Below are 24,146 nucleotides of genomic sequence, written 5' to 3'. Positions count from 1 at the left end.
GTCTGACGTGCGGGGGAGAGGATTCCATCAAGTGAGGACGAAGCCGACCATGTACAAGAGAATGCTTCGCTCGGCGCTTGCCGTTGTTTTCTCCGCTGTTGCGGTTTTTGGGGCAGTCAGCGCCGTCAATGGCGATGCGGGGAGCGCTCTGGCCAGTGACAGCGGCTGGAACATCGTGCCGACGGGTCCGACGGGCAAGACGGACAGCGGTTGGAACAGCGCACCGGTGGACAGCGGTTGGAACACCGCGCCCGCCGGGCAGGCCGGAGAGCCCGACAGCGGCTGGAACACCGCACCCGTGAAGGCGCTCTGATGACCCCCGACGACCGAGACTTCCGACGCGAGATGGCCTCGGCGTACCGGTCCGGGTGGCAGTTCATCGATCTCGCCACCGCCATTCCCTACGCCGGCGATTCGTTGATGGTCACCCTGTTCGGCCAGCCGATCGTCGTCGTGCGCGAGGAGGACGAGGACGTCCGCGCCTACCGCTGCCTGCGCCGCCCCCGGGGCGCACCGCAGCCGGTCCGCTGCGAAGTGCGGTACGGCATGGTCTTCGTCAACCTCGATCAGCGCGACCACCAGCTCTTCGAACCCGACATCACCGCCGCCACCCCCCGCAGTGCCTGAAGCGATCCCCCCGTCGTTGCAGATCGCTCAGGTGCTTCCCCCACACAACGGCGCCATCGTGGACCTGACCACGATGGCGCCGTTGTGATGTCCGCGTCCAGTGGTTGAACCGGACAATCAACAGGCCGTGTTCCGGTCCCGGCCCAGGTCCCCGCGGCCCTGGCCCCGTCGTGCCGGACCTCAGGCCCGGCCCATCGCCCGGTCGAGGGTGATCTCCATGACCACCCGGTCGGGGTTGGGCGAGGGCGTCCGCCCGTAGCGCTCCGCGTAGCGCTCCACGGCCTCGGCGACCGACGCCGCGTCGGTGCGGATCACCGCCCGGCCCTCCAGGGTGGCCCAGCGCCGCCCCTCCATCTGGCACACCGCCACCCGCGCCGCGCCGTCGGGCGACGCCAGGATGTTGCGGACCTTCTTGCTGTGCCTGTTGCTGATCACCCGGGCCAGCCCCGCCACCGGGTCGTACGTCACGCCCACCGGCACCACGTGCGGGGTGCCGTCGGGGCGCGGGGTGGTCAGGGTGCAGACGTGCCGCTCCCGCCAGAAGGCGAGGTACTCGGGCGTCGGGTTGAGTACGTCATGGGACATGGGCCGAAGAGTACGCAGGAAGCGTGCACGGCTCTGCCTTGAGTGGAATAGACTCAACTTTGCAGACGCTGTAGCTGTCAGAGTTACGCACCCCCGTCGGAGAGGAGAAGCCGAGAGTGGACGCCGAGCTGACCAACAAGAGCCGCGACGCCCTGAACGCAGCCACCAGCAGGGCCGTGAAGGACGGCCACGTCGACCTGACCCCCGCCCACCTGCTGCTGGCCCTGCTCGCCGGCGAGGACAACGAGAACGTCACCGACCTGCTCGCCGCGACCGACGCCGACCAGGCCGCCGTCCGCGCGGGCGCCGAACGGCTCCTCGCCGCCCTGCCCAGCGTCACGGGTTCCACCGTCGCGCCCCCGCAGCCCAGCCGCGACCTGCTCGCCGTACTCGCCGAGGCCGACGCCCAGGCCGGCCGGCTCGGCGACGAGTACCTCTCCACCGAACACCTCCTCATCGCCATCGCCGCCAAGGGCGGACCGGCCGGTGAGGTCCTTTCCGCCCAGGGCGCGACCGCGAAGAAGCTGCTGTCCGCCTTCGAGAACGCACGAGGAGGACGGCGGGTGACCACCCCCGACCCCGAGGGTCAGTACAAGGCCCTGGAGAAGTTCGGCACGGACTTCACGGCAGCCGCCCGCGAGGGCAAGCTCGACCCGGTCATCGGCCGCGACCACGAGATCCGGCGCGTCGTCCAGGTCCTGTCGCGCCGCACGAAGAACAACCCGGTGCTCATCGGCGAGCCCGGCGTCGGCAAGACCGCCGTCGTCGAGGGCCTCGCCCAGCGCATCGTCAAGGGCGACGTCCCCGAATCCCTGAAGAACAAGCGCCTCGTCTCCCTCGACCTGGGTGCGATGGTGGCCGGCGCGAAGTACCGCGGCGAGTTCGAGGAGCGCCTCAAGACCGTCCTCGCCGAGATCAAGTCGAGCGACGGCCAGATCATCACCTTCATCGACGAACTGCACACGGTCGTCGGCGCGGGCGCCGGCGGGGACTCCGCCATGGACGCGGGCAACATGCTCAAGCCCATGCTGGCCCGCGGCGAACTGCGCATGGTCGGCGCCACCACCCTCGACGAGTACCGCGAGCGCATCGAGAAGGACCCCGCGCTGGAGCGCCGCTTCCAGCAGGTGCTGGTCGCCGAGCCCACCGTCGAGGACACCATCGCGATCCTCCGCGGCCTCAAGGGGCGCTACGAGGCCCACCACAAGGTCGTCATCAACGACAGCGCCCTCGTCGCCGCCGCGACCCTCTCCGACCGGTACATCACCTCGCGCTTCCTCCCCGACAAGGCCATCGACCTCGTCGACGAGGCCGCGTCCCGGCTCCGCATGGAGATCGACTCCTCGCCCGTCGAGATCGACGAGCTCCAGCGCTCCGTGGACCGGCTGCGCATGGAGGAACTGGCCCTGAAGAACGAGTCCGACCCCGCCTCCCGCGAACGCCTGGAGCGCCTGCGCAAGGACCTCGCGGACAAGGAGGAGGACCTGCGGGGCCTCACCGCCCGCTGGGAGAAGGAGAAGCAGTCCCTCAACCGGGTCGGCGAACTCAAGGAACGCCTCGACGACCTGCGCGGACAGGCCGAGCGCGCCCAGCGCGACGGCGACTTCGACTCCGCCTCCAAGCTGCTCTACGGGGAGATCCCGACGCTGGAGCGCGAGCTCGCGGAGGCCACCGAGGCCGAGGCCGAGGCGTCCAAGTCCGGCGCGGCCAAGAACAGCATGGTCAAGGACGAGGTCGGCCCCGACGACATCGCCGACGTCGTCGGCGCCTGGACCGGCATCCCCGCCGGCCGCCTGCTGGAGGGCGAGACCCAGAAGCTGCTCCGCATGGAGGACGAGCTGGGCCGCCGCCTGATCGGCCAGGGCGAGGCCGTACGGGCCGTCTCCGACGCCGTGCGCCGCACCCGCGCCGGCATCGCCGACCCGGACCGCCCGACCGGCTCGTTCCTCTTCCTCGGCCCCACCGGCGTCGGCAAGACGGAGCTGGCCAAGGCCCTCGCGGACTTCCTCTTCGACGACGAGCGGGCCATGATCCGCATCGACATGTCCGAGTACGGCGAGAAGCACAGCGTGGCCCGCCTCGTCGGCGCCCCGCCCGGCTACGTCGGCTACGAGGAGGGCGGTCAGCTCACCGAGGCCGTCCGCCGCCGCCCCTACAGCGTGGTCCTGCTGGACGAGGTCGAGAAGGCCCACCCCGAGGTCTTCGACGTCCTGCTCCAGGTCCTCGACGACGGCCGGCTCACGGACGGCCAGGGCCGCACCGTGGACTTCCGCAACACCATCTTGATCCTCACCTCCAACCTGGGCAGCCAGTTCCTGACGGACCCGGCGACCTCGGCGGAGGACAAGAAGGCACGCGTCCTGGACGTGGTCCGCGCCTCCTTCAAGCCCGAGTTCCTCAACCGGCTCGACGACCTGGTGGTCTTCTCCGCGCTCAGCAGGGACGAGCTGGCCCACATCGCCGAGCTCCAGATCGGCCGGCTCGCCAAGCGGCTCGCCGACCGCCGCCTCACCCTCGACATCACCCCCGCGGCGCTGGCCTGGCTGGCGGACAAGGGGAACGACCCCGCGTACGGGGCCCGGCCGCTGCGGCGCCTGATCCAGACCGCGATCGGCGACCGGCTCGCCAAGGAGATCCTGTCGGGCGAGGTCAAGGACGGGGACACCGTACGCGTCGACGTGGCCGGGGAAGACCTGCTGGTCGGACGGGCCCTGTAAGGACCGTCGGCGCTTACCCCGGTCCTACTCCTGTCCGCCCGGAGCGGATCGCGCGTGCAGGGGTGGACACGGGGTAGGCGCGATGGGGGAGGATGGCGGTATCCGCACGAAGGGAAGTACACGGTGAGCATCGACCCGGCCTCGATTCCGAACTTCGGAGGGCAGCAGCCCGATCCGCAGGCCACAGGACCGGCGGGCCCCGTCGTCCCCGACCAGGACCTGGTCAAGCAGCTCCTGGAGCAGATGGAGCTCAAGTACGTCGTCGACGACGAGGGTGACCTCGCGGCGCCGTGGGAGGACTTCCGCACGTACTTCATGTTCCGCGGCGAGGACGAGCAGCAGGTCTTCTCCGTGCGGACCTTCTACGACCGCCCCCACGCGATCGAGGACAAGCCGCAGCTGCTGGAGTCCATCGACGACTGGAACCGCCGCACCCTGTGGCCGAAGGTCTACAGCCACACCCACGACGACGGCTCCGTCCGTCTGATCGGTGAGGCGCAGATGCTGATCGGCACCGGCGTCAGCCTGGAGCACTTCGTGTCCTCCACGGTCAGCTGGGTCCGCGCGTCCATCGAGTTCGACAAGTGGCTCATCGAGCAGCTCGGACTGGAGAAGGAAGTCGACTCTGCCGAGGGCGACGACAAGAAGGACGAGGGCGACAACTAGTCGCCCCGCCGGACGCCCCGCGCCCGCGCACGACGAAGGGCCCGCCCCCGCTTCCCGGGGGCCGGGCCCTTCGCCGTGTCCCTAGAGCCGTGCCGGGCGTCGCGACCCGGTGGACCTTTCCGGTCACGGCACTAGAGCCGGCGCAGCCGTTCCACGGCGTCCTGGAGGACCTCCGTGCGCTTGCAGAAGGCCCAGCGGACCTGGGTGGCGCCCGCGGCCTTGTCGTCGTAGAAGACCTGGTTCGGGATGGCGACCACGCCGCAGCGGTCCGGGAGGGCGCGGCAGAAGGCCAGGCCGTCCTTCTCGCCCAGCGGGGAGACGTCCGTGGTGATGAAGTACGTGCCCTGCGGGCGGAAGACCTCCAGGCCGGCGGCCTCCAGGCCGTCGGCGAGCAGGTCGCGCTTGGCCGCGAGGTCCGTGCGGAAGGCGTCGTAGTAGGCGTCCGGCAGGGCCAGGGCCTCCGCGACGGCGTACTGGAACGGTCCCGACGCCACGTACGTCAGGAACTGCTTCGCCGACCGCACCGCCGAGACCAGCGCCGGCGGCGCCGTCACCCAGCCGACCTTCCAGCCGGTGAACGAGAACGTCTTCCCCGCCGAGGAGATGGTCACCGTCCGCTCGCGCATCCCCGGCAGCGAGGCCAGCGGGACGTGGCCGCCCTCGAAGACCAGGTGCTCGTAGACCTCGTCCGTGACGACGAGGAGGTCCCGCTCGACGGCCAGCTCGGCGATCGCGGCCAGCTCCTCGCGGGTGAGGACCGTGCCCGTCGGATTGTGCGGGGTGTTCAGCAGGAGCAGCCGGGTGCGCGGGGTGATCGCGTCCCGCAGGGCGTCCAGGTCGGGGCGGAACAGCGGCGCGCGCAGGGTGAGCGGGACGCGGACCGCCCCGGCCATCGCGATGCAGGCCGCGTACGAGTCGTAGAACGGTTCGAGGGCGATGACCTCGTCACCCGGCTCCAGCAGGGCCAGCAGGGACGCCGCGATGGCCTCCGTCGCACCCGCCGTGACGAGCACCTCCGTGTCCGGGTCGTACGCGAGCCCGTAGAAGCGCCGCTGGTGCTCCGCGATCGCCGTACGGAGCTCCGGGACGCCCGGCCCGGGTGGGTACTGGTTGCCCCGGCCGTCGCGGACCGCACGCACCGCCGCCTCGGCGATCTCGGCCGGGCCGTCGGTGTCGGGGAAGCCCTGGCCCAGGTTGATCGACCCGGTGCGGGCGGCCAGCGCCGACATCTCCGCGAAGATCGTGGTGCCGAAGGCCGCCAGACGGCGGTTGAGGAAGGGGCGGCTGCTGCTCGCGGATCCGGTCATGAGCGCCATCCTGCGGGCAACCTCTGGAGTTGCTCAAGTGCGCTTTCGGGCGCGCGGCCCGGGGGCATCCCTCCTGCACGCGGGACGAAGGGGATCCCGCGCCCCGGGGAACCGGGGTGTCGAAGAGGAGGCGGGGGCCATGGTCCTGGTCTTTGTTCTGGTGCTGTCGTTCGTGGTGCTGGCCTGCGCCTTCGCGTGGGGCGCGCTCGCGCGGAAGAAGCGGGCCGCAGGGTACCGGCCGCACTCCTCCCGGTCCTCCTCACGCGGCCGGTCGGGTGACTCGGGCTCCGCGAGCTGGTGGGCCGCGGGCGGCGCGGGCACGACGTCCTCCTGCGGATCGTCGTCCGTCACCTGCGGGTCCTCGCCGTCCTCGCCGTCCTCCTGCGGGTCCTCGTCCTCCTCGTGTGGCGGATCCTCGTCCTCCTGCGGTGGCGGAGGCGGCTGCGGCTCCAGCTGACCTTCCCGGAAGGCCGGGCGAGGAGTGTTGAACAGGGCGCCCGGCGGGGACAACTTCCCTCGGGCGTCTACTTGTTCGGCCCGGCACTACGGCGTACGGGCGGCATGTTGTTGAACACGTGAACCGAGTAGCCCCCGGGGGGATGTAAACCCCGTCAAGTTGGGTAAAAACGCTGTGAGTGCCGTGCCTTTCATGATTCCCTCGGTTGAGTAGACCAGTCCTCGGACCTCCCTGGACTTCCTGTGGACCCGTGCCGGTGTCCCCCCACCCGTTGACTACCGCTGGCGGGCCCCGGCCCATCTCCCTCGCGCGTTTGCGGAGCCGACTCATGCTCACGACCCTCCAGACCACCTATACCGACACGCGTGCCGCCGATCTCGCCTGGGCCCTCGGACGGGACCGGCTGCCCGCCCTGGCCGTACTGAACCTCCAGCTCGCGGACGCGAAGGTGGAGCTGCGCCTGCTCGGGGCCTCTCATCAGGTGCTCCTGGAGGAGGGTGAGGTCCTCTGTTCCGAGACCGTCGCGTGCATGCCCGGAAGCAGTACCCCGCTTCCGCTCGGCGTGGCCAAGCGCGTCGGGGACTGGGAGTACGAGTTCGCCGCGCGCGTCGAGAACCTCTCGCGCGGCTCCTTCGCCGGCCGCGCCCAGGAGCTCCTCGCCCTCGTCGCGGACCACCCGAACGGGCTAGCGGGCACCTTTCCCGGCAGCCCCCACGCCTTCACCGCCATGCTGGCCCAGCGCTACGAGGGCCAGGTCCGCTGGCGGACCTGGCACGCCTACCCCCAGGAGGGCCAGCTCGTCGCCACCCGCACCCGGGTGGGCGTACGCATGGGCGCCGCCGTCCCGACCTAGGCCGCGCGTCTGCGGGCGGGGCGGGGGGCGTTCGGGTCCGCATTGCCGCACCGTTACGCCAACTGGCCCGATCCGGGGGGTACTTGCACCCATGTGGGTGACAGGGTGTCGGTGGGCGGTGACGTACGGTTCGCTTCATGATCGACCGTTCCGCCCCCCGCGGGGTGCTCCCGGCGCCGGAGCCGCGGGGCGTGCAGACCGTCCCGGCCGCCCTGCCCGTACAGCCACGGACCGGCCGACTCCTCGTCCTGGCCACCGTGTTCGTCTGCGCCGCCTGCGGGCTCGTGTACGAGCTGGAGCTGCTCGCCCTCGGCTCCTACCTGATCGGCGACTCCGTCACCCAGGCCTCCGTCGTGCTGTCCGTCATGGTCTTCGCGATGGGCGTCGGATCGCTCCTCGCGAAACGGCTGCGCGGCCGGCCCGCCTTCGGCTTCGCCGCCATCGAGGCCGCGCTCGCCCTCCTCGGCGGGCTCTCCGCCATGGCCCTGTACGCGAGCTTCGCCTGGTTCGGCGAGTCCCGGCCCGCGCTCGTCGCGTTCTCCTTCGGGATCGGGGTCCTCATCGGCGCCGAGATCCCGCTGCTGATGGTGCTGATCCAGCGGATCCGCCGGCAGGACGCGGGCGGCGCGGTCGCCGACCTGTTCGCCGCCGACTACGTGGGCGCCCTCGCCGGCGGCCTCGCCTTCCCCTTCCTGCTGCTCCCGATGCTCGGCCAGCTCACCGGCGTCATGCTCACGGGCACCGTCAACGCCCTCGCCGGCGGCGGACTCGTCCTGTGGCTGTTCCACCGCGACCTCAGCCCCCGCTGCCGCTGGCTCCTGATCGCCGCGAACGCGGCCGTCCTCGTCGTCCTCGGCTCGGCGACCCTCCTCGCCGACGACTTCGAGCGGGTCGCCCGCCGCGCCGTCTACGGCGGGGAGGTACGGGTCGCCGTACAGACCGAGGTGCAGGAACTCGTACTGACCGGGCCCCCCACCGGATCCCCGCGCTCCCTCGACCTGTACCTCGACGGACGGCTGCGGGTCAGCGGCTACGACGAGTACCGCTACCACGAAGCGCTCGTCCACCCCGCGATGACCGGCCCGCACGCCCGCGTCCTGATCCTGGGCGGCGGCGACGGACTGGCCGCCCGCGAGGTGCTCCGCTACCGGGACGTCGCCTCCGTCACCGTCGTCGAGCTGGACCCCGGCGTCGTCCGGCTCGCCCGCACCGACCCGATGCTCTCCGCGCTCAACGCCCGGGCCCTCGACGACCCGCGCCTCGCCGTCGTCACCCAGGACGCCTTCCGCTGGCTGCGCGGTCCCGCGGCCAGGGACCGGTTCGACGTCATCGTCTCCGACCTCCCCGACCCCGGCATCACCCCCAGCACGAAGCTGTACTCACAGGAGTTCTACGGGCTCGCCGCGCGGGCCCTGAACCCCGGCGGGCGGATCGCCGTCCACGCGGGCGCCCTCACCACGCGGACCCGCACGTACTGGACCGTCGACTCCACACTGCGCGCCGCCGGCCTGCTCACCACCCCCTACGGCGCGGGCGGCCGCCTCTCCGGCTTCGCCGCCGGACCCGACCGCACCCTCGGCGGCACCGGCGCGCCGCCACAGGACTGGGGCTTCGTCCTCGCCGCCCGCGAACGGGCTCCCGAACTGCGCGTCGACCAGGCCACCCCGGCCCTGCGCGCGGTGTCCACGCGGGCCCTGCGGGACGCGGCCCGGGACGCCGCCCGGACCCGCGTGCACGGCCTGCCGCCCTCCACGCTGCCGCACCCGCGCTACTCCTGAGCAGGGAGGACTGTCGTGTCCGTGTGCACGGGCGGGTCTCGTCGGTAGGCTCGACCGCATGGAGCATCAGGTGTTCGTTCCGGTCCCGGCGGAAGACCTCCGCGCCGTGCTGCGCGACCCCGCCCGGGTGGCGCGCTGCGTACCCGGGCTCCAGCAGGACGCCGACACCGCGGCCGGGCCGCCGGCCGGGCGGCTCAAGGTACGGGTCGGCGGGCACACCGTGACCTACCGCGGTTCCCTCACCGTCACCGAAGGGGGACCGGACCGGTTCACCGCCGAGGGCGAGGGCACCGAAGTACGGGGCCACGGCACCGTCAAGCTCTCCCTCGGGCTGCGGCTGACCCCGGACGCGGACGGGACCCGCCTGGACTTCACCGGCGCGGCCACCGCCGACGGGAGGGCCGCCGCCTTCGCACCGGCGGCCACCGCCGTCGCCGCCCGCCGCCTGCTGGACCGGCTCGCCGCGAACCTGGCCGCCGAAGCCGCCCCGGCCCCGGCCGCGGCCCCCGAGACCTGGCTGCCGGAGACCGACCCGCACGATCCCGTCGCCGAGGCGGAAGAGGCCGCCGCCGACGACGACGCCACCGATGGCGACGCCGAGGCCGACGGGCCCGCGGACGAGGTCACCGCGTCCGTCTTCGACACCGACGTGCCGCCCCCGTCCCTCGACCCCTTCCTCGCGGGCGACTTCCGGGACGCCGACGGCCCGGCGCAGGCCGCCGCCCGCCCGCCGGCCGAAGCCGCCCACGCCCGCCGCACGATGATCGGCCGCAGCGCCGAGGAGGTCGACCACGCGCCCCCGCGCGGCCGCTACGCTCCCGTCCCGGCCCCCTCCACCGTCACCGCGGGCGGCGGCCTGCGCTGGGTGGCCCCGGCCGCGGCCCTCGCCATCGCCTCGGCCGTCGTCGTCGGACGGGCGTTGCGCCGCCGCCGCTGACTCGCCGTAGGGTCGCCGTATGAGCACGCAACTGAGCGCCGGCGGCGCCGACATCACCATCGACCAGGAGAACGGCTGCCGGATCAGCAGTCTGCGCGTCGACGGGACCGAGCTCCTGCGCCAGGGCGCGCACTACGGGGCCTTCCCGATGGTCCCCTGGTGCGGGCGCACCGCGGACGGCCGGTTCCGCGACGGTGCGACGGTCCATCAGCTGCCCCTGAACCACCCGCCGCACGCCATCCACGGTCTCGGCCGCGACACGTCCTGGCGCCGCGCCGGGGTGACCGGCACCCGGGCGGCGTTCACCTTCGACCTCGCCGAACCCTGGCCGTACGCGGGCCGGGTGACGCAGGTCTTCGAACTGTCCGAGGACGCGCTGACGCTCACCATGGGCGTGGAGACCTACCAGGACTCCTTCCCCGCCCAGGCCGGCTGGCACCCGTGGTTCAACCGCACCCTGACGGCCGGCGGCGCGGAGGCGCAGATCGCCTTCGAGCCCGCCTGGCAGGAGGAGCGCGGCGCCGACCACCTCCCCACCGGTCGCCGCGTCGAGCCCACCCCCGGGCCCTGGGACGACTGCTTCGGGATGCCCGACGGCGTGGACGTCACCCTCACCTGGCCCGGCGAGCTGGAACTGAAGGTCACCGCCCGGACCGAATGGGTGGTCGTCTACGACGAGCAGCCCGAGGCCGTCTGCGTCGAGCCCCAGTCCGGCCCGCCGAACGGCCTGAACACCGCCCCGTTGCTGGTCACGCCGGTCGACCCGCTGGAGGTCTCCACGACCTGGACCTGGCGGCGGCTGGCCTAGGCCCCATTTAAGCTCGGGGGCATGACTGACGTACGCGATGCGCTTCTGCAGCAGATCAAGGACAAGGCCGTCGTGCACGGCAAGGTGACCCTCTCCTCCGGCAAGGAGGCCGACTACTACATCGACCTCCGCCGGATCACCCTCGACGGCCAGGCCGCCCCGCTGGTCGGGCAGGTCATGCTCGACCTCACCGCCGACCTCGAATTCGACTGCGTCGGCGGTCTGACCCTGGGCGCCGACCCGGTCGCGACCTCGATGCTCCACGCCTCCGCCGCGCGTGGCCAGCGCCTGGACGCCTTCGTCGTCCGCAAGGCCCAGAAGGCCCACGGCATGCAGCGCCGCATCGAGGGCACCGACGTCAAGGGGAAGCGCTGCCTGGTCGTCGAGGACACCTCGACCACCGGCGGATCCCCGCTGACCGCCGTCGAGGCCGTCCGTGAGGCCGGCGGCGAGGTCGTCGCCGTCGCCACCATCGTGGACCGCGGCGCCGCGGACGCGATCGCCGAGGCGGGCCTGCCCTACCTCACCGGCTACCAGCTCGGGGACCTCGGCCTCGCCTGAGTACGTTCCGGCATCTCGGATCGTGGTCGGGCCTCGCTCGGAACCGGAACAACTGGTGACGAAGGTCCTCAGAAGTCCCCGTCTGGGCCCTGACCTGCTGCTTTGCGGTCGGGTGCGGTGTTTCACGTGAAACACTGCGCCCGGCTCACCCCGCACGGGGTGACCGGAGGGGTGGAGTGTCGCGCCGAGTCTGGAAAGATAGGCGCGACGATGACGTCGCCCCCAGGTCAGGGCCCGCAATAAGCACACTCCCCGCACATCCAAGGAGCGGACAGATGCCCATCGCAACCCCCGAGGTCTACAACGAGATGCTCGACCGGGCGAAGGCAGGCAAGTTCGCCTACCCGGCCATCAACGTCACCTCGACCCAGACCCTGCACGCTGCCCTGCGCGGCTTCGCGGAGGCCGAGAGCGACGGCATCATCCAGATCTCCACCGGTGGTGCGGAGTTCCTGGGTGGCCAGTACAACAAGGACATGGTCACCGGCGCGGTCGCCCTGGCCGAGTTCGCGCACGTCGTCGCCGCCAAGTACGACATCACGGTCGCGCTGCACACCGACCACTGCCCGAAGGACAAGCTGGACGGCTACGTACGTCCGCTCCTGGAGGTGTCCGCCGAGCGCGTGGCCCGCGGCCTGAACCCGCTCTTCCAGTCGCACATGTGGGACGGCTCCGCCGAGACCCTGGCCGACAACCTGGCCATCGGCCAGGAGCTGCTCGCCAAGGCCGCCGCCGCGAAGATCATCCTTGAGGTCGAGATCACCCCGACCGGCGGCGAGGAGGACGGCGTCACCCACGAGATCAACGACGAGCTGTACACCAGCGTCGACGACGCGCTGCGCACCGCCGAGGCCCTGGGCCTGGGCGAGAAGGGCCGCTACCTGCTGGCCGCCTCCTTCGGCAACGTGCACGGCGTCTACAAGCCGGGCAACGTCGTCCTGCGCCCCGAGCTCCTGAAGGACCTCCAGGCCGGTGTCGGCGAGAAGTACGGCAAGTCCTCGCCGTTCGACTTCGTCTTCCACGGCGGCTCGGGCTCCACGGCCGAGGAGATCGCCACCGCGCTGGAGAACGGCGTCGTGAAGATGAACCTCGACACCGACACCCAGTACGCCTTCACCCGCCCGGTCGCGGACCACATGTTCCGCAACTACGACGGTGTCCTGAAGGTCGACGGCGAGGTCGGCAAGAAGTCCACCTACGACCCGCGCACCTGGGGCAAGCTGGCCGAGGCCGGCATGGCCAAGCGCGTCACCGAGGCCTGCGCGAACCTGCGCTCCACCGGTACCCGGCTGAAGTAGTACCGAAGACCTGAAGGGGTCCGCCGGTCCGTCTCGGACCGGCGGGCCCCTTCGTGCGTGCGCGCCCGCCTGCGTGCCCGACGTGTCCGAGGTGCCCGAGGTGACATGCGGCGGTGGACTGCGGCCCCGTGATGGTGTGAAATCTACTCTCAGAGAAACGTACCCGCGGTTATGTAACCCGTCGGGGCAGGAGAGGCGACACGTCATATGAGGACAGAGCGACCCCAGGTGAAGCAGGACCGGGCGGTGCGCACCCGTCAGGCGATCCTGGAAGCGGCGGCCGTGGTCTTCGACGAGCAGGGGTACGACGCGGCCAAGCTCTCGGACATCGTCAACATCGCCCGGGTCACCAAGGGGGCGCTCTACTTCCACTTCGACTCCAAGGAGGGCCTGGCCCAGGCCGTCATCGACGCGCAGAACGAGCAGCAGCCCACCGTCCTGCCCCAGGAGTACAAGGCCCAGGAGTTCCTGGACATGGGCATGGTCTTCTCGCACCGGATGCGGCACGAGGTGCTGATGCGGGCGAGCGCCCGGCTCACCCTGGACCAGGCGGGCCGCAACCTCGACAAGGCGGCTCCGTACACGGCGTGGATCGACCTGCACGTCGCCGTGCTGGAGGAGGCCCAGCGGCGTGGCGAGCTGCTGCCGAACGTCGACCCGCTGGTTCCCTCGCGGATGATCGTGGGCTCGTTCGCGGGACTGAACACCATGTCCCACACCCTGGGCCTGGACCTGGAGGAACAGGTCTCGGAGCTGTACACGTACGTGATGCCGAGCGTGGTGGTCCCCGCCGTGGCGATCCGGCTGGACACCGCTCCCCGCCGGGGCGCGCGGGCGCTGTACGGCCCGCAGGGCGTGCACGCGTGCAGCAAGGGCTGCCCCGGCGGAGTGCCGTCCGGGGGCTCGCCCCTGGAGGAGATCCCCGCATAGGGCCGGACCCGACCGGGCCGGACCGGGCCGGACCGCCCTCGCTCGGCCGGCCGGACCGCCCTCGCCCGGCCCGCGGATGTCCCCCGATCCGCTGTTTCCCCTTCCAAAAAAGATCCTTCCGGGTATTATTTTTTTCGCTCAGCTGCCCAGGGGGAACACTGTGGACATTGAGGTACTCGGAGAGCCGCGGGTCATCGAGAACGGTGTGCCCATCACGGCCCCCACGCCGGAGTCCCGGCACGTTCTGGCGGTCCTCGCCGCCTGGCCCGACCGGGTGGTGCCGGTTTCCGTCCTCGCGGACGAACTCGCCGGCCACACCCCTCCCGAGAACGCCCGCGCCGTCCTGCACACCGCCGTACGCCGCCTCCGCGAGCGGTTCGAGGAGGCCCTCGGGGCCGGTTCGGTACGCACTCCCGACACCGTGCTCTCCACCAGATCCGGCGGGTATCTTCTCGACACCGGCGGCGGCCGCTCCGACGCCCAGGAATTCGCCCGCGAGGCGGGCGCCGGCTACCGCGCCATGGAACGCGGCGACTTCGAGCGGGCGGCCCTCAGACTGCGCCGCGCCCTCGGCCTGTGGACCGGCCCCGCCCTCGACGGCATCCCCGCCGGCGCCTGGCTCGGCACCCGCATCGAGGTCCTCGACACCGAACGCCTCTCCGTCCTCGGCCAGTGGGTCGAAGCCGAACTCGCCCTCGGCCGCCACCGCGAACTGCGCCTGGAACTCGCCGGAATGCGCGGCCGGGGCCGCCGGGCCAGCGAGTACCCCGGCTGCCCCTACCTGGACGCGCTGCGCATCGCCGAGGAACGCGTCGAGGCACTCCGCGCGGAGTGCCTCGCCCCCCAGGTCACCCTGGCCCACCCCGCCCCCCGCCTCACCCTGGCCCGTCCCGCTGCCCGCCTCACCCTCGCCGGAGCCGCCCGCTGCTGACCGGCGCCCGGCCCGCCCCGCCCGACCACCGCCTGCTTGACCCTCCGCCGCACGGAACCTAGGTTCGGGACGCGGGACAAACTGGCTGGTCGGACGGGGGGCGGCAGATGCACGGGGGCGACGCAGGGGCACGGGGAGCACCGGGGCCACTGGCCGTACTGGAACTGCTCGCGGCGGAAGCCCCGCAGGGCCGGTACGACACCCTCCTCGACGAGGCCCGCCGTGCGGGCGCCGGGGACGCACACCTCGCGGAACTCGGCCGGGCGGTGGAACTGGCCCGTGCCGTACGGGCGCACGCGCGCCGCAGCAAGCAGCGCGAGGCCGCCCTCACCGCCCTCGTCGACACCGCGCACGACCTGACCTCGCCCTACGACATCGACGGGCTGCTGCGCCTGATCACCCGTCGGGCCCGGCGCCTCCTCGGCTTCGACATGGCCTGGCTGTCGCTGTCCCGCCCGGACGGATCCGCGTACGTCCGCACCTCCGAGGGCGAGACCACCGCACTGAACGCGGGGCTCGAACTGGGCACCGGCCGGGGGCTCGGCAGCATCGCCCAGGAGCGGCGGAGCCCGGTGTGGACCGCCGACTACCTCGCCGACCCCGGCATCGTGCACGCCCCCGGCATCGACGCCGTCGTGGCGGCGGAGGGCCTGCACGCCATCATCGCGGTACCGCTGCGGCGCGGGGACTCCACCCTGGGCGCCCTGTACGGATCCGACCGCTCCGTACGGCAGTTCACCCCGGACGAGGTCGGGATGCTGCTCTCCCTCGCCGACCTGGCCGCCGTCGCCATCGAGAAGGCCCGGCTGCTGGAACAGACCCGGGACGAGGTCACCGAACTGGAGGCCTTCGGCTCGCGCACCAACACCGCGCTCACCCGGGTCCGGTACCTGTGGGAGTGTCACGCCCGGCTCGCCGGCCTGGTGCTGGACGGAGCCGGACTGGCCACCCTGGCCAGGGCCACCGCCGACGCGCTGGACGGCGTGCTCCAGGTACGCGACCCGGGCGGCCGGCCGCTGACCGCCACCGGCGAGCTGCCCGGCCTGGACGAGGATTCGGTGGCCAAGGGGTCCATGCAGGCCCTGACCGACCGGCGGCCCGTACGGCTGGCCGGAGAGCTGTGGCTGGCCCCGGTCCTGGCGGGCGCCGAGGACCTCGGGGTGCTGCTGCTCTGCGCCTCCGCGCCGCTCGCCGACGAGGACGTACGGCTGCTCCAGCTGGCCGCCCAATCGGTGGCCTCGCTGATGCTGATCCAGCGCGGCACGGTCGCCGCCGAGGGGCCCGTCCACGACGAACTCCTCGCCGACCTGCTGGAACGGCCGCACTCCGTCGACCTGCACCTGCTCGAACGCACCCGCCGCCTCGGCATCGACCTCGACCGCCCGCACGTGGTGATCGTGGCCCGGCCCGAGGGCGGGGAACTGGGCAAGGCCGTCGCCTGGGCCTCCTCCTACGCGTACCGGATGGGCGGGCTCAAGGGCGTGCGCCGGGGCTGCATCGTCCTCGTCCTGCCCGGCACCGACGCCTCGGCGGCCGCGCACCGGGCCTCCGGCGAACTGTCGCCGCTCCTCGGGCACGCCGTCTCCACGGGCGCCGCCGGCCCGACCGGCGGCCCGGGCGAGGTGGCCCGCGTGTACGCGGAGGCCGTGCGCTGCCTCGACGCGCTGACCGCCCTCGACGGGGCCGGCGGCACGGCCTCCCTGCGCGAACTGGGCTTCCTCGGGCTGCTGCTGTCCGCCGACCACGACGTGGAGGCCTTCATCGCCTCGACGATCGGCCCCGTCCTGGAGTACGACACCGACCGTATGACGCGGCTCACCCGCACCCTGGACGCGTACTTCGCCTCCGGGGGCAGCCCCACGCACGCGGCCGAGGCCCTGCACGTGCACCCCAACACGGTGTCGCGGCGTCTGGAGCGGATCGCCGAACTCCTCGGCGCGGACTGGCAGAAGCCCGGCCGGGCCCTGGAGATCCAGATGGCCCTGCGCCTGCGCAAGGCCCGTACGGTCCTCCACGACCGCCGCGTCGCGGGTGGCCGGCCGGAGTAGCCGGCCACCCGTTCCTACGCGCTCCCGCGGAGCCGTGTTCCCGTCACCGCCCCGTCCCCGTCAGTGGTCCATCGCCGACAGGGCACGGGCCGCGTGGGCCACCGACGCCAGGGTGACGTGCCGGTGCCAGCCGGGCAGGGCACGTCCGGCGAAGTCGCGCAGACCCGCCTCCTGACCGCTGTGCTCCGCCGCGAAGTCCACCCGGCGGCCCTGCTTCGTCAGCCGCAGCAGCGGGCCCACGGGGAGCCGTACGAGGTCGGTGACCCACAGATCCGTCGGGGGCCGCCGCGGGTCGGTCCATTCGCCGACGAGCAGCAGGTGGCGGCGCCGGGCCGGCGACGGGTCGGGCATCATCACCCGCACCGCGACGGCCAGGGTGCTGCGGTGGCGGCCCCCCGGGTGCCCCGGATCGGGATCGGTCCACTCCACCGGGGTGCACAGCCCCTTCACCGACTGGAGGATCTCCCGCGCGGTACGGACCCCCGCGCCGTACCCCGGCAGGGCCGGATCCGTGACCAGCAGCGGGGTCGCCGCCGCCGCCCGGGCGATGACCGGCAGTCCCGCCTCCGCGAAGCGGTTCATCGTGGACCGGGTGCCGATCTGCCGGATGTCGAGCACCACCGGGCGCGCCCCGCCACCGCCGCGCCGCACCGTCTCGATGACGGCCGCCGCCGCGGACTGCTCGTACGCGGCCTGCGCGGCGTGCTCGTCGAGTGCGTCCGACGGCCCTTCCGCGTCGGGCAGGAACATCCGCCACCCGACCGGCGTCACGAGCCCGGACGACGCGAACCAGGTCCCGAAGGCCTGCTGCCCCCGGAACATCTGCCCCTGGTGGGGGTCGAACCGGTGCGCCGCGCCCACCGATCGGTCGCCGCCCTTCGGGATCGCCATCGGCTGCGCCACCCACGCGGTCAACGGGGTCGACGCCTCCAGGAACGCGGAGAGGGAGGCGCGGATGGGCTCCCAGTCCCAGGTGGAACTGGAGATGAAGTGGTGCATGCTCTGTTCCGCCGCCGCGCCCCCGACCTGGCCGGCGATGCCGCGCATCGACTTGCGGCCCTGGAGGGCGAGCAGCCCCTGGACGTACTGCCGGCCCTTCTCCCGCTGGTCCTTGCGGCGCAGCGAGGACAGGACGGCGGCGCACAAGTCGTCGGCCACCTCACGGGCCGGGTCCCGCCGGCGCGGCCCCGCTTCCGTCCCCGCTTGCGTCCGCGTTCCCGTTCCCGTGCCCGTCTTCGTGCCCGTACCCGTACCCGTCCGTGTCTCCGTCGCCGTTCTCGTCCCCGTGTCCGTTCCCGTGTCCGTTCCCGCGTCCGTCCTCGTCCTCGTCACCGCGGCCGGCCCGGTTGCCGGCCTCACGGCTGTACTGCTCATGACCGCTTTCACGACATGCCCCCTAGACGTGCATCGACTGCACCCCCACCGTCCGTCCTCGACCCCGCGCGCGGGGAGGTGCGCCCGTCACCGCACTCGGGCGGAACGTGGTGGGGTCCCCACCACCACCGCCCCGGCGCACCGCGACTTGACGGACTGCCGGAACGGACGTGGCCGCTCCCCCCGGCATCCGGCACGGTCCTGTACGAGGGGCCCCGGTCAGGCCCCCCACGAGCCGCGGTGCCGGGGCCTGCCCCCCGGCACCGCACCGGCGCCGCGGGGCGCCCGGCGGGGGCGTCCACGGCGGAGGGGTGACGGGGTGGTGCAGTTCGGCGTCTTCTCGATCGGCGATGTCGCGCCCGACCCGCTCACCGGCCGTACGCCGACCGAGTACGAGCGGATCAAGGCGATGACGGCCATCGCCGTCCGGGCGGAGGAGGCCGGCCTCGACGTCTTCGCCACCGGGGAGCACCACAACCCGCCCTACGTGCCCTCCTCGCCGGCGACCCTCCTCGCGTACGTCGCCGCCCGCACCGAGCGGCTGCTCCTGTCCACCGCCACCACCCTCGTCACCACCAACGACCCCGTCCGGATCGCGGAGGAGTTCGCCCTGCTCCAGCACCTGGCCGACGGCCGGGTGGACCTGACGCTGGGCCGCGGCAACACCCCCAACGTCTACCCGTGGTTCGGCCAGGACCTCCGCGAGGGCCTCGCGCTCGCCCGCGAGAACTACGCCTTGCTGCACCGCCTCTGGCGGGAGGAGGACATCGACTGGAGGGGCCGCTCCCGGGCCCGCCTCGACGGCTTCACCTCCACGCCCCGCCCGCTGGACGGCGTACCGCCCTTCGTCTGGCACGCCTCGGTGCGCTCGCCGGAGACCGCCGAGCAGGCCGCGCACTACGGCGACGGCTTCTTCGCGAACAACCTCTTCGCCCCCGCCGCGCACTACGCCCGGCTGGTGGACCTGTACCGCACCCGGTACGCCGACCACGGGCACGGCACCGCCGAGCAGGCCGTCGTCGGCATCGGCGGCCAGGTCTTCGTACGGGCGCGCTCGCAGGACGCGGTGCGCGCGTTCCGCCCGTACTTCGACCATTCGCCCGTGTACGGGGGCCGCGAGTCCCTGGAGGAGTGCACGGCGCGGACCCCGCTGGCCGTGGGCAGCCCGGACGAGGTCATCGAGAAGATCCTCACCTTCCGGGAGGCCTACGGGGACTACCAGCGCCAGCTGTTCCTCGTGGACCACGCCGGGCTGCCGCGGGAGACGGTGCTGGAGCAGATCGACCTGCTGGGGGAGCGGATCGTCCCCGTCCTACGGCGGGAACTGGCCTCGGCCCGCCCCCCGGCCTGCGTCCCGGCGCCCCGACACCCGGCGGCGGCCGCGGTGCCCCGGCACGGGGGCGCCCCGGCGGCACAGGCCGACCCGGCGGCCGTGGCGGCCGCGGTGCCGCACCCGGCGGCGGCGGTCCTGTCCGGGCTGTGACGGCCCCTCGGTGACGGGCCGCCCGGCCCGCCCGGCCATCGGCCACACTGATCCCATGTCGATTCACCAGAACCTGCTCGGGGGCCCCGCCCCCACCCACCTGCCCGACGAGCCCGCGCCCCGCGAGGCGCTCGCCGCCGGGACCGACCCGGCCGAGGTGGCCGCCGCGCACCCCACGTCCTCCCTCGCCTGGGCCGCCCTCGCCGACCGGGCCTTCGCCGCCGGCAACACGGTCGAGTCGTACGCCTACGCCCGCACCGGCTACCACCGGGGCCTGGACGCCCTGCGCCGCGCGGGCTGGAAGGGCCACGGGCCGGTGCCGTGGGAGCACGAGCCGAACCGCGGCTTCCTGCGCGCCCTGAACGCCCTGGCGCGCGCCGCCGGCGCGATCGGCGAGAAGGAGGAGTACGAGCGCTGCTCGACCTTCCTGCGGGACTCCTCCGAGACCGCGGCGGACACGCTCGCATAACGGGCACCCCGACTGCCCTAGAGGGCTTCCGGATCCCCTGTTTATGATGCGAGCAGGGGACCGGGGCTCCACTTACCTCACCGGAAGGAGCGGACCGCTACCCGGAAGCACGTGTCGAGGAGACAGAAATGTCGCACGCCCTTGATGCCTCCGGAGCCGGTTCGGACACCCCGAACCTCGACTTCGCCGGCACCACCCCCTACGAGGACTACGTCCAGGCCGACGTCCTCACCCACCTCCAGCACCTCCGCTCGGACGACCCCGGCGAGATGGTCTTCCTGGTCACGACCCAGGTCATGGAGCTGTGGTTCACCGTCATCGTCCACGAGTGGGAAACCGCCGCGCGCGCCCTGCGCGAGGACGACATCCCCGTCGCGATGGACGCGCTGAAACGATCCCTCCGCGAGCTGGAGGCGCTGAACGCCTCCTGGCGCCCCCTCGCACAGCTCACCCCCGGCCAGTTCAACGCGTACCGCTCCGCCCTCGGCGAGGGCTCCGGCTTCCAGTCCGCGATGTACCGGCGGATGGAGTTCCTGCTCGGCGACAAGTCCGCGTCGATGCTCGTCCCGCACCGCGGCGCCCCGCGCGTCCACGGCGAGCTGGAGAAGGCCCTCCACGAGCCCAGCCTCTACGACGAGACCCTGCGCCTGCTCGCCCGCCGCGGCCTGCCGGTCCCGCAGCAGGTCCTGGACCGCGACCTGGCGTTGCGCTACGAGCCGTCCCCCGAGGTCGAGGCCGTCTGGACGGCCCTGTACAACGAGCCCGCCGGCGAGCACGCCGACCTGCACCGCCTCGGCGAGGTGCTCACCGACGTCGCCGAGCTGGTCTGGCGCTGGCGCAACGACCACCTCGTCGCGACCCGGCGCGCGATGGGCGCGAAGACGGGCACGGGCGGCTCGGCCGGCGTGGCCTGGCTGGAGAAGCGCGCGACGAAGAACGTGTTCCCCGAGCTCTGGACGGCCCGCAGCCATGTCTGACACGCACCCGATAGCGGGCTCCGTCCCCCATCCGGCGGAAGACGCCCTCCGGGAACGCGCCGCCGGCCTCGACGCCGCCGACGGGCTCGGCAAGCTCCGCGACCGCTTCGCCCTCCCCGAAGGCGTCGTCTACCTCGACGGCAACTCCCTCGGCGCCCTCCCCGCCGCAGTCCCCGACGCCGTCACCGACGTCGTACGGCGCCAGTGGGGCGAGCTCCTCATCCGCTCCTGGGACGAGAGCGGCTGGTGGACCGCCCCCGAGCGGATCGGCGACCGCATCGCCCCGCTGATCGGCGCCGCCCCCGGCCAGGTCACCGTCGGCGACTCCACCAGCGTCAACCTCTTCAAGGCGCTCGTCGGCGCCGCCCGGCTGGCAGCGCCCGGCCGGACCCGGATGCTCGTCGACGCCGCCACCTTCCCGACGGACGGCTACATCGCCGCCTCCGCCGCCCGGATGACCGGCCTCGACGTCGTCGCCGTCGACCCCGCCGACGCCGTCTCGCAGATGACCCCCGACACCGCCGTGGTGCTCCTCAACCACGTCGACTACCGCACCGGCCGCCTCCACGACCTGCCCGCCCTCACCGCCGCCGCGCACGCGGCCGGCGCGCTCGTCGTCTGGGACCTGTGCCACTCGGCGGGCGCCCTGCCCGTGGGCCTCGACGCACACTCCGTCGACCTCGCGGTCGGCTGCACGTACAAGTACCTCAACGGCGGCCCCGGCGCCCCGGCCTACATCTACGTGGCCGAACGCCACCAGGGTGCCTTCGACTCCCCGCTGCCCGGCTGGAACAGTCACGCGGAGCCCTTCGCGATGAACCCGGCCTACGAGCCGGCGCAGGGCGCGGCCCGCGCACGGGTCGGCACCCCGGACATCCTGTCCATGCTCGCCCTGGAGTCGGCCCTCGACGTCTGGGAGGGCGTGGACGTCGACGACGTCCGCGCCAAGTCCCTCGCGCTGACGGACTTCTTCCTCGAATGCGTCGCCGCGTACGTCCCCGAGGGCCGCGTCGAGGCGGTCACCCCGGCCGGACACGCGGAGCGCGGCAGCCAGGTCTCGCTGCGCACCGAGAACGCGCGCGAGGTCATGACGGAACTCATCGCGCGGGGCGTCGTCGGGGACTTCCGCGCCCCCGACGTCCTGCGCTTCGGGTTCACCCCGCTCTACGTCGGATTCGCCGACGCCGAGCGCGCCGCCCGCACACTGGGTCACATTTTCGGGTGACGCGGTAGCGAAACGTCACAGCAGTCGGGCGGGCGGGGCTACGGCCCCGCCCGCTCCAGCGAAGCGCTGTCCGGCCACTGGACGGCGGGTTCTAGCCTGATACGGTCCCGCTCTGCCGGAATACCGGAACACCAGTCCCCGCTGTCACACGCGTTACCGAGAGGTTGAGCCGATGACGGACCCCGCAGTCGAACGGGACGCCGCCGAGGCCGCCTCGGCCTTCTCCCACCCCCCGGTCGACCCCGACGCCACCGCCGCGTACGGGGAACACCCCGACCAGGTCATCGACTTCTACGCCCCGCACGGCGACGGCACCGGCACCGGCACCGGACCCGGCACCGCCCCCCTGGTCGTCGTCCTCCACGGCGGCGCCTGGCGCGCCCCGTACGACCGCCGGCACATCACCCCGCTCGCCGGATTCCTGGCCCGCCAGGGCTTCGCCGTCGCCAACGTCGAGTACCGGCGCGGCAGTTCGATCCCGCACCAGGGGACGGGACCGGCCGTCGCCGGCCGCTGGCCCGAGACCTTCGACGACGTCGCCGCCGCCATGGACGCCCTGCCCGCCCTGACCGCGGCCGCCCTCCCCGAAGCCGACCCGCGCCGCACCGTCGTGACGGGACACTCGGCGGGCGGCCAGCTCGCCCTGTGGGCGGCCGCCCGGCACGTGCTCCCCGCCGGCTCCCCGTGGCGGCTCCCCACCCCGCCGCCGCTGCGCGGCGTGGTGGCACTGGCCCCGATCGCGGACTTCGCGGTGGCCGAGGAACTGGAGGTGTGCGGGGGCGCGTCCGCGCAGCTGCTGGGCGGCGCGGAACACTGGGCGGAGCGGCTGCCCTTCGCCGACCCGGCGGCGCTGCTCCCGACGGGCATCGCCACCGCCGTCGTGCACGGGCGGGAGGACATCGTGGTCCCGCACGCGGTGGCGGAGTCGTACGTCGCCGCCGCCGCGAAGGCGGGGGAGATGGTCGGACTGACCCTGCTGGACGGGGTGGGCCACTTCCCCCTGATCGACCCGGCGGCGGACGCCTGCGCGGTGGTCTCGGAGGAGATCGCACAACTGGCTTGGTAGGGGCGGAGGCTGCGGGTGGGGCGGGGCCCCGGGTGGCTACCGCGGGGCGGACTGCGCAGGCCGGGCGGCGGACGGCCAGGAGGGGCCGGGGGTCGATGCCCTCGGGAGGGACCCCGGCGGCCCGGTCAGTCCGAGTGTCCTCCCGGGCCGGGGTCCGGCGTCAAGGGCGCTCCCTGCGGTCGCGTCGCTACGCGATGGCCTGCGGCCACCCTAGACCCCGGCCCCCGTCCCGGAACGACACAGACTGTCCGGGCCGCCGGGGGGAGGGGGCCTGGCGACAGGACCGTGGCGGGCTGGGGCCCGTACCTCCCCGACCGCCGCAGACACGCACACACGCACGCATCTGATCGCTACGCACTGCGGCTCGGTTCGGCGTCCACCCCCGCCGCCTGTGCCTACTGCCCCCTCTCGACCCCGTCCAGGTCGGCCGCATCTGCCCACTCTCCTCTTGGCCACCGTCCATTGCCTCTGACTGCGCCTGAGGTCGGTCAGGTCGTCCGTATCTGCCTGCTGGACTCCTCATGGTCTCGTCCGGTGGGTCTGACTGCGCCTGAGGTTGGTCAGGGCGGTGTGATCTGTGGTCAGACGCATCTCGGCCCCGGACGGGCGGCGGACGCCGAACCGAGCCGCAGTGCGTAGCGATCCGGTGCGTGTTTATGTCCAGCCACAGGCTGCCGTCGGACGCTGAGCCGACGCGCGGTGCGTAGCGATCGGCTGCGTGGGGAGGCCCGGTCGGCATGACTGCGGGGGAGGCGGTGCGGCCGGTCTCCGGTGGGGGTTGGGCGGGACGGGCCGGAAAAGGGAGAAGGCGTCCCCCTGGGCGTCCTTTTGTTGGGGCCGTCCGCCAGGCAGTAAATGCCTGCCGGTCCGGGCCGGTCGGTCAAGGGTGGCCGTAGGCCATCGCGGAGCGACGCGAACGCAGTGAGCGCCCTTGAGGGGCCGGACCGGACCGGTGACACCCTCGTCTGGTGGACGGCCCCAACACCCGGGCTGACCGGCCCCGTCCAGGTGGAACCCGGCCCTCAGGCCCCCGGGTGGGACCGGGACCT

General features: G+C 73.0%; 22 protein-coding genes. 19 read left to right on the top strand and 3 right to left on the bottom strand.

Annotated features, from left to right (window positions below; translation table 11 throughout):
* Positions 1 to 49: 49 nt before the first annotated feature.
* Entirely contained in the window at positions 50 to 313 is a 264-nt protein-coding gene (locus ABZZ17_RS33480; RefSeq protein WP_356881869.1) for a hypothetical protein, read from the top strand.
* Positions 313 to 627, top strand: coding sequence for a (2Fe-2S)-binding protein (locus ABZZ17_RS33475; protein ID WP_267088552.1), 315 nt, complete (start codon positions 313 to 315; stop codon positions 625 to 627). Before ABZZ17_RS33480 ends, ABZZ17_RS33475 begins: the two co-directional genes overlap by 1 nt.
* Before the next feature lie 180 nt (positions 628 to 807).
* Here the strand turns inward: ABZZ17_RS33475 and ABZZ17_RS33470 are convergent, their stop codons facing one another.
* Positions 808 to 1,212 carry a TIGR03618 family F420-dependent PPOX class oxidoreductase gene (locus ABZZ17_RS33470; RefSeq protein WP_356881867.1) on the bottom strand — a complete coding sequence of 135 codons (405 nt, stop codon included), beginning with the start codon at positions 1,210 to 1,212 and terminating at the stop codon, positions 808 to 810.
* Positions 1,213 to 1,328: 116 nt separating this feature from the next.
* Between ABZZ17_RS33470 and clpB the strand changes: the two genes are divergently transcribed.
* Both clpB and ABZZ17_RS33460 read left to right on the top strand, forming a co-directional pair.
* Positions 1,329 to 3,929, top strand: a complete 2,601-nt coding sequence (gene clpB / locus ABZZ17_RS33465; RefSeq protein ID WP_356881865.1) for an ATP-dependent chaperone ClpB — start codon at positions 1,329 to 1,331, stop codon at positions 3,927 to 3,929.
* A 123-nt stretch (positions 3,930 to 4,052) separates the two neighbouring features.
* Positions 4,053 to 4,595 carry a YbjN domain-containing protein gene (locus tag ABZZ17_RS33460; protein WP_356881863.1) on the top strand — a complete coding sequence of 181 codons (543 nt, stop codon included), beginning with the start codon at positions 4,053 to 4,055 and terminating at the stop codon, positions 4,593 to 4,595.
* A 131-nt stretch (positions 4,596 to 4,726) separates the two neighbouring features.
* On the opposite strand, the gene ABZZ17_RS33455 is transcribed toward ABZZ17_RS33460, so the two are convergent.
* The gene (locus tag ABZZ17_RS33455; protein ID WP_356881861.1) at positions 4,727 to 5,902 is read right to left on the bottom strand and encodes a pyridoxal phosphate-dependent aminotransferase; all 1,176 of its coding nucleotides are present in this window, start codon (positions 5,900 to 5,902) and stop codon (positions 4,727 to 4,729) included.
* Between the two features lie 297 nt (positions 5,903 to 6,199).
* Here ABZZ17_RS33455 and ABZZ17_RS33450 point away from each other — a divergent pair, with 297 nt between their 5' ends.
* The 10 genes from ABZZ17_RS33450 to ABZZ17_RS33405 all read left to right on the top strand — a co-directional run bounded on the left by ABZZ17_RS33450 (position 6,200) and on the right by ABZZ17_RS33405 (position 16,503).
* Positions 6,200 to 6,481: a hypothetical protein gene (locus ABZZ17_RS33450; protein WP_356881859.1), complete on the top strand. Its 282-nt coding sequence runs from the start codon at positions 6,200 to 6,202 to the stop codon at positions 6,479 to 6,481.
* Positions 6,482 to 6,687: 206 nt separating this feature from the next.
* On the top strand, positions 6,688 to 7,212 hold the full coding sequence (locus ABZZ17_RS33445) for a DUF2617 family protein (RefSeq protein ID WP_356881857.1): 525 nt from the start codon (positions 6,688 to 6,690) through the stop codon (positions 7,210 to 7,212).
* A 137-nt stretch (positions 7,213 to 7,349) separates the two neighbouring features.
* The gene (locus ABZZ17_RS33440) at positions 7,350 to 8,990 is read left to right on the top strand and encodes a polyamine aminopropyltransferase (RefSeq protein ID WP_356881855.1); all 1,641 of its coding nucleotides are present in this window, start codon (positions 7,350 to 7,352) and stop codon (positions 8,988 to 8,990) included.
* Positions 8,991 to 9,048: 58 nt separating this feature from the next.
* The gene (locus tag ABZZ17_RS33435; RefSeq protein WP_356881854.1) at positions 9,049 to 9,927 is read left to right on the top strand and encodes an SRPBCC family protein; all 879 of its coding nucleotides are present in this window, start codon (positions 9,049 to 9,051) and stop codon (positions 9,925 to 9,927) included.
* Positions 9,928 to 9,946: 19 nt separating this feature from the next.
* Entirely contained in the window at positions 9,947 to 10,735 is a 789-nt protein-coding gene (locus tag ABZZ17_RS33430; RefSeq protein WP_356881852.1) for an aldose 1-epimerase, read from the top strand.
* Between the two features lie 21 nt (positions 10,736 to 10,756).
* Entirely contained in the window at positions 10,757 to 11,296 is a 540-nt protein-coding gene (gene pyrE, locus ABZZ17_RS33425; RefSeq protein ID WP_356881850.1) for an orotate phosphoribosyltransferase, read from the top strand.
* A gap of 275 nt (positions 11,297 to 11,571) precedes the next feature.
* The gene (gene fbaA, locus ABZZ17_RS33420) at positions 11,572 to 12,594 is read left to right on the top strand and encodes a class II fructose-bisphosphate aldolase (RefSeq protein WP_356881848.1); all 1,023 of its coding nucleotides are present in this window, start codon (positions 11,572 to 11,574) and stop codon (positions 12,592 to 12,594) included.
* Positions 12,595 to 12,801: 207 nt separating this feature from the next.
* Positions 12,802 to 13,524, top strand: a complete 723-nt coding sequence (locus ABZZ17_RS33415; protein ID WP_356881846.1) for a ScbR family autoregulator-binding transcription factor — start codon at positions 12,802 to 12,804, stop codon at positions 13,522 to 13,524.
* A gap of 160 nt (positions 13,525 to 13,684) precedes the next feature.
* Complete coding sequence (locus ABZZ17_RS33410) at positions 13,685 to 14,455, top strand: BTAD domain-containing putative transcriptional regulator (protein WP_356881844.1); 771 nt, start codon at positions 13,685 to 13,687, stop codon at positions 14,453 to 14,455.
* 107 nt (positions 14,456 to 14,562) lie between these two features.
* Positions 14,563 to 16,503, top strand: a complete 1,941-nt coding sequence (locus ABZZ17_RS33405; protein ID WP_356881842.1) for a helix-turn-helix domain-containing protein — start codon at positions 14,563 to 14,565, stop codon at positions 16,501 to 16,503.
* A gap of 60 nt (positions 16,504 to 16,563) precedes the next feature.
* Here the strand turns inward: ABZZ17_RS33405 and ABZZ17_RS33400 are convergent, their stop codons facing one another.
* Complete coding sequence (locus ABZZ17_RS33400; protein ID WP_356881840.1) at positions 16,564 to 17,661, bottom strand: transposase; 1,098 nt, start codon at positions 17,659 to 17,661, stop codon at positions 16,564 to 16,566.
* A gap of 538 nt (positions 17,662 to 18,199) precedes the next feature.
* On the opposite strand from ABZZ17_RS33400, the gene ABZZ17_RS33395 reads away from it, so the two are divergent.
* The 5 genes from ABZZ17_RS33395 to ABZZ17_RS33375 all read left to right on the top strand — a co-directional run bounded on the left by ABZZ17_RS33395 (position 18,200) and on the right by ABZZ17_RS33375 (position 23,097).
* Entirely contained in the window at positions 18,200 to 19,360 is a 1,161-nt protein-coding gene (locus ABZZ17_RS33395; protein ID WP_356881888.1) for a CE1758 family FMN-dependent luciferase-like monooxygenase, read from the top strand.
* Between the two features lie 55 nt (positions 19,361 to 19,415).
* Positions 19,416 to 19,829: a DUF3151 domain-containing protein gene (locus ABZZ17_RS33390; RefSeq protein ID WP_356881838.1), complete on the top strand. Its 414-nt coding sequence runs from the start codon at positions 19,416 to 19,418 to the stop codon at positions 19,827 to 19,829.
* A gap of 128 nt (positions 19,830 to 19,957) precedes the next feature.
* Positions 19,958 to 20,806 carry a tryptophan 2,3-dioxygenase family protein gene (locus ABZZ17_RS33385; protein WP_356881836.1) on the top strand — a complete coding sequence of 283 codons (849 nt, stop codon included), beginning with the start codon at positions 19,958 to 19,960 and terminating at the stop codon, positions 20,804 to 20,806.
* Entirely contained in the window at positions 20,799 to 22,031 is a 1,233-nt protein-coding gene (gene kynU, locus ABZZ17_RS33380; RefSeq protein WP_356881834.1) for a kynureninase, read from the top strand. Before ABZZ17_RS33385 ends, kynU begins: the two co-directional genes overlap by 8 nt.
* A gap of 172 nt (positions 22,032 to 22,203) precedes the next feature.
* A complete protein-coding gene (locus ABZZ17_RS33375) occupies positions 22,204 to 23,097 on the top strand; it encodes an alpha/beta hydrolase (protein ID WP_356881832.1) in 894 nt (297 codons plus the stop codon).
* Positions 23,098 to 24,146 lie beyond the last annotated feature (1,049 nt).

The sequence above is a fragment of the Streptomyces sp. NPDC006512 genome (genome assembly GCF_040611935.1).
GTDB lineage: Bacteria > Actinomycetota > Actinomycetes > Streptomycetales > Streptomycetaceae > Streptomyces.
This window is presented reverse-complemented; position numbering and strand designations above follow the sequence as displayed.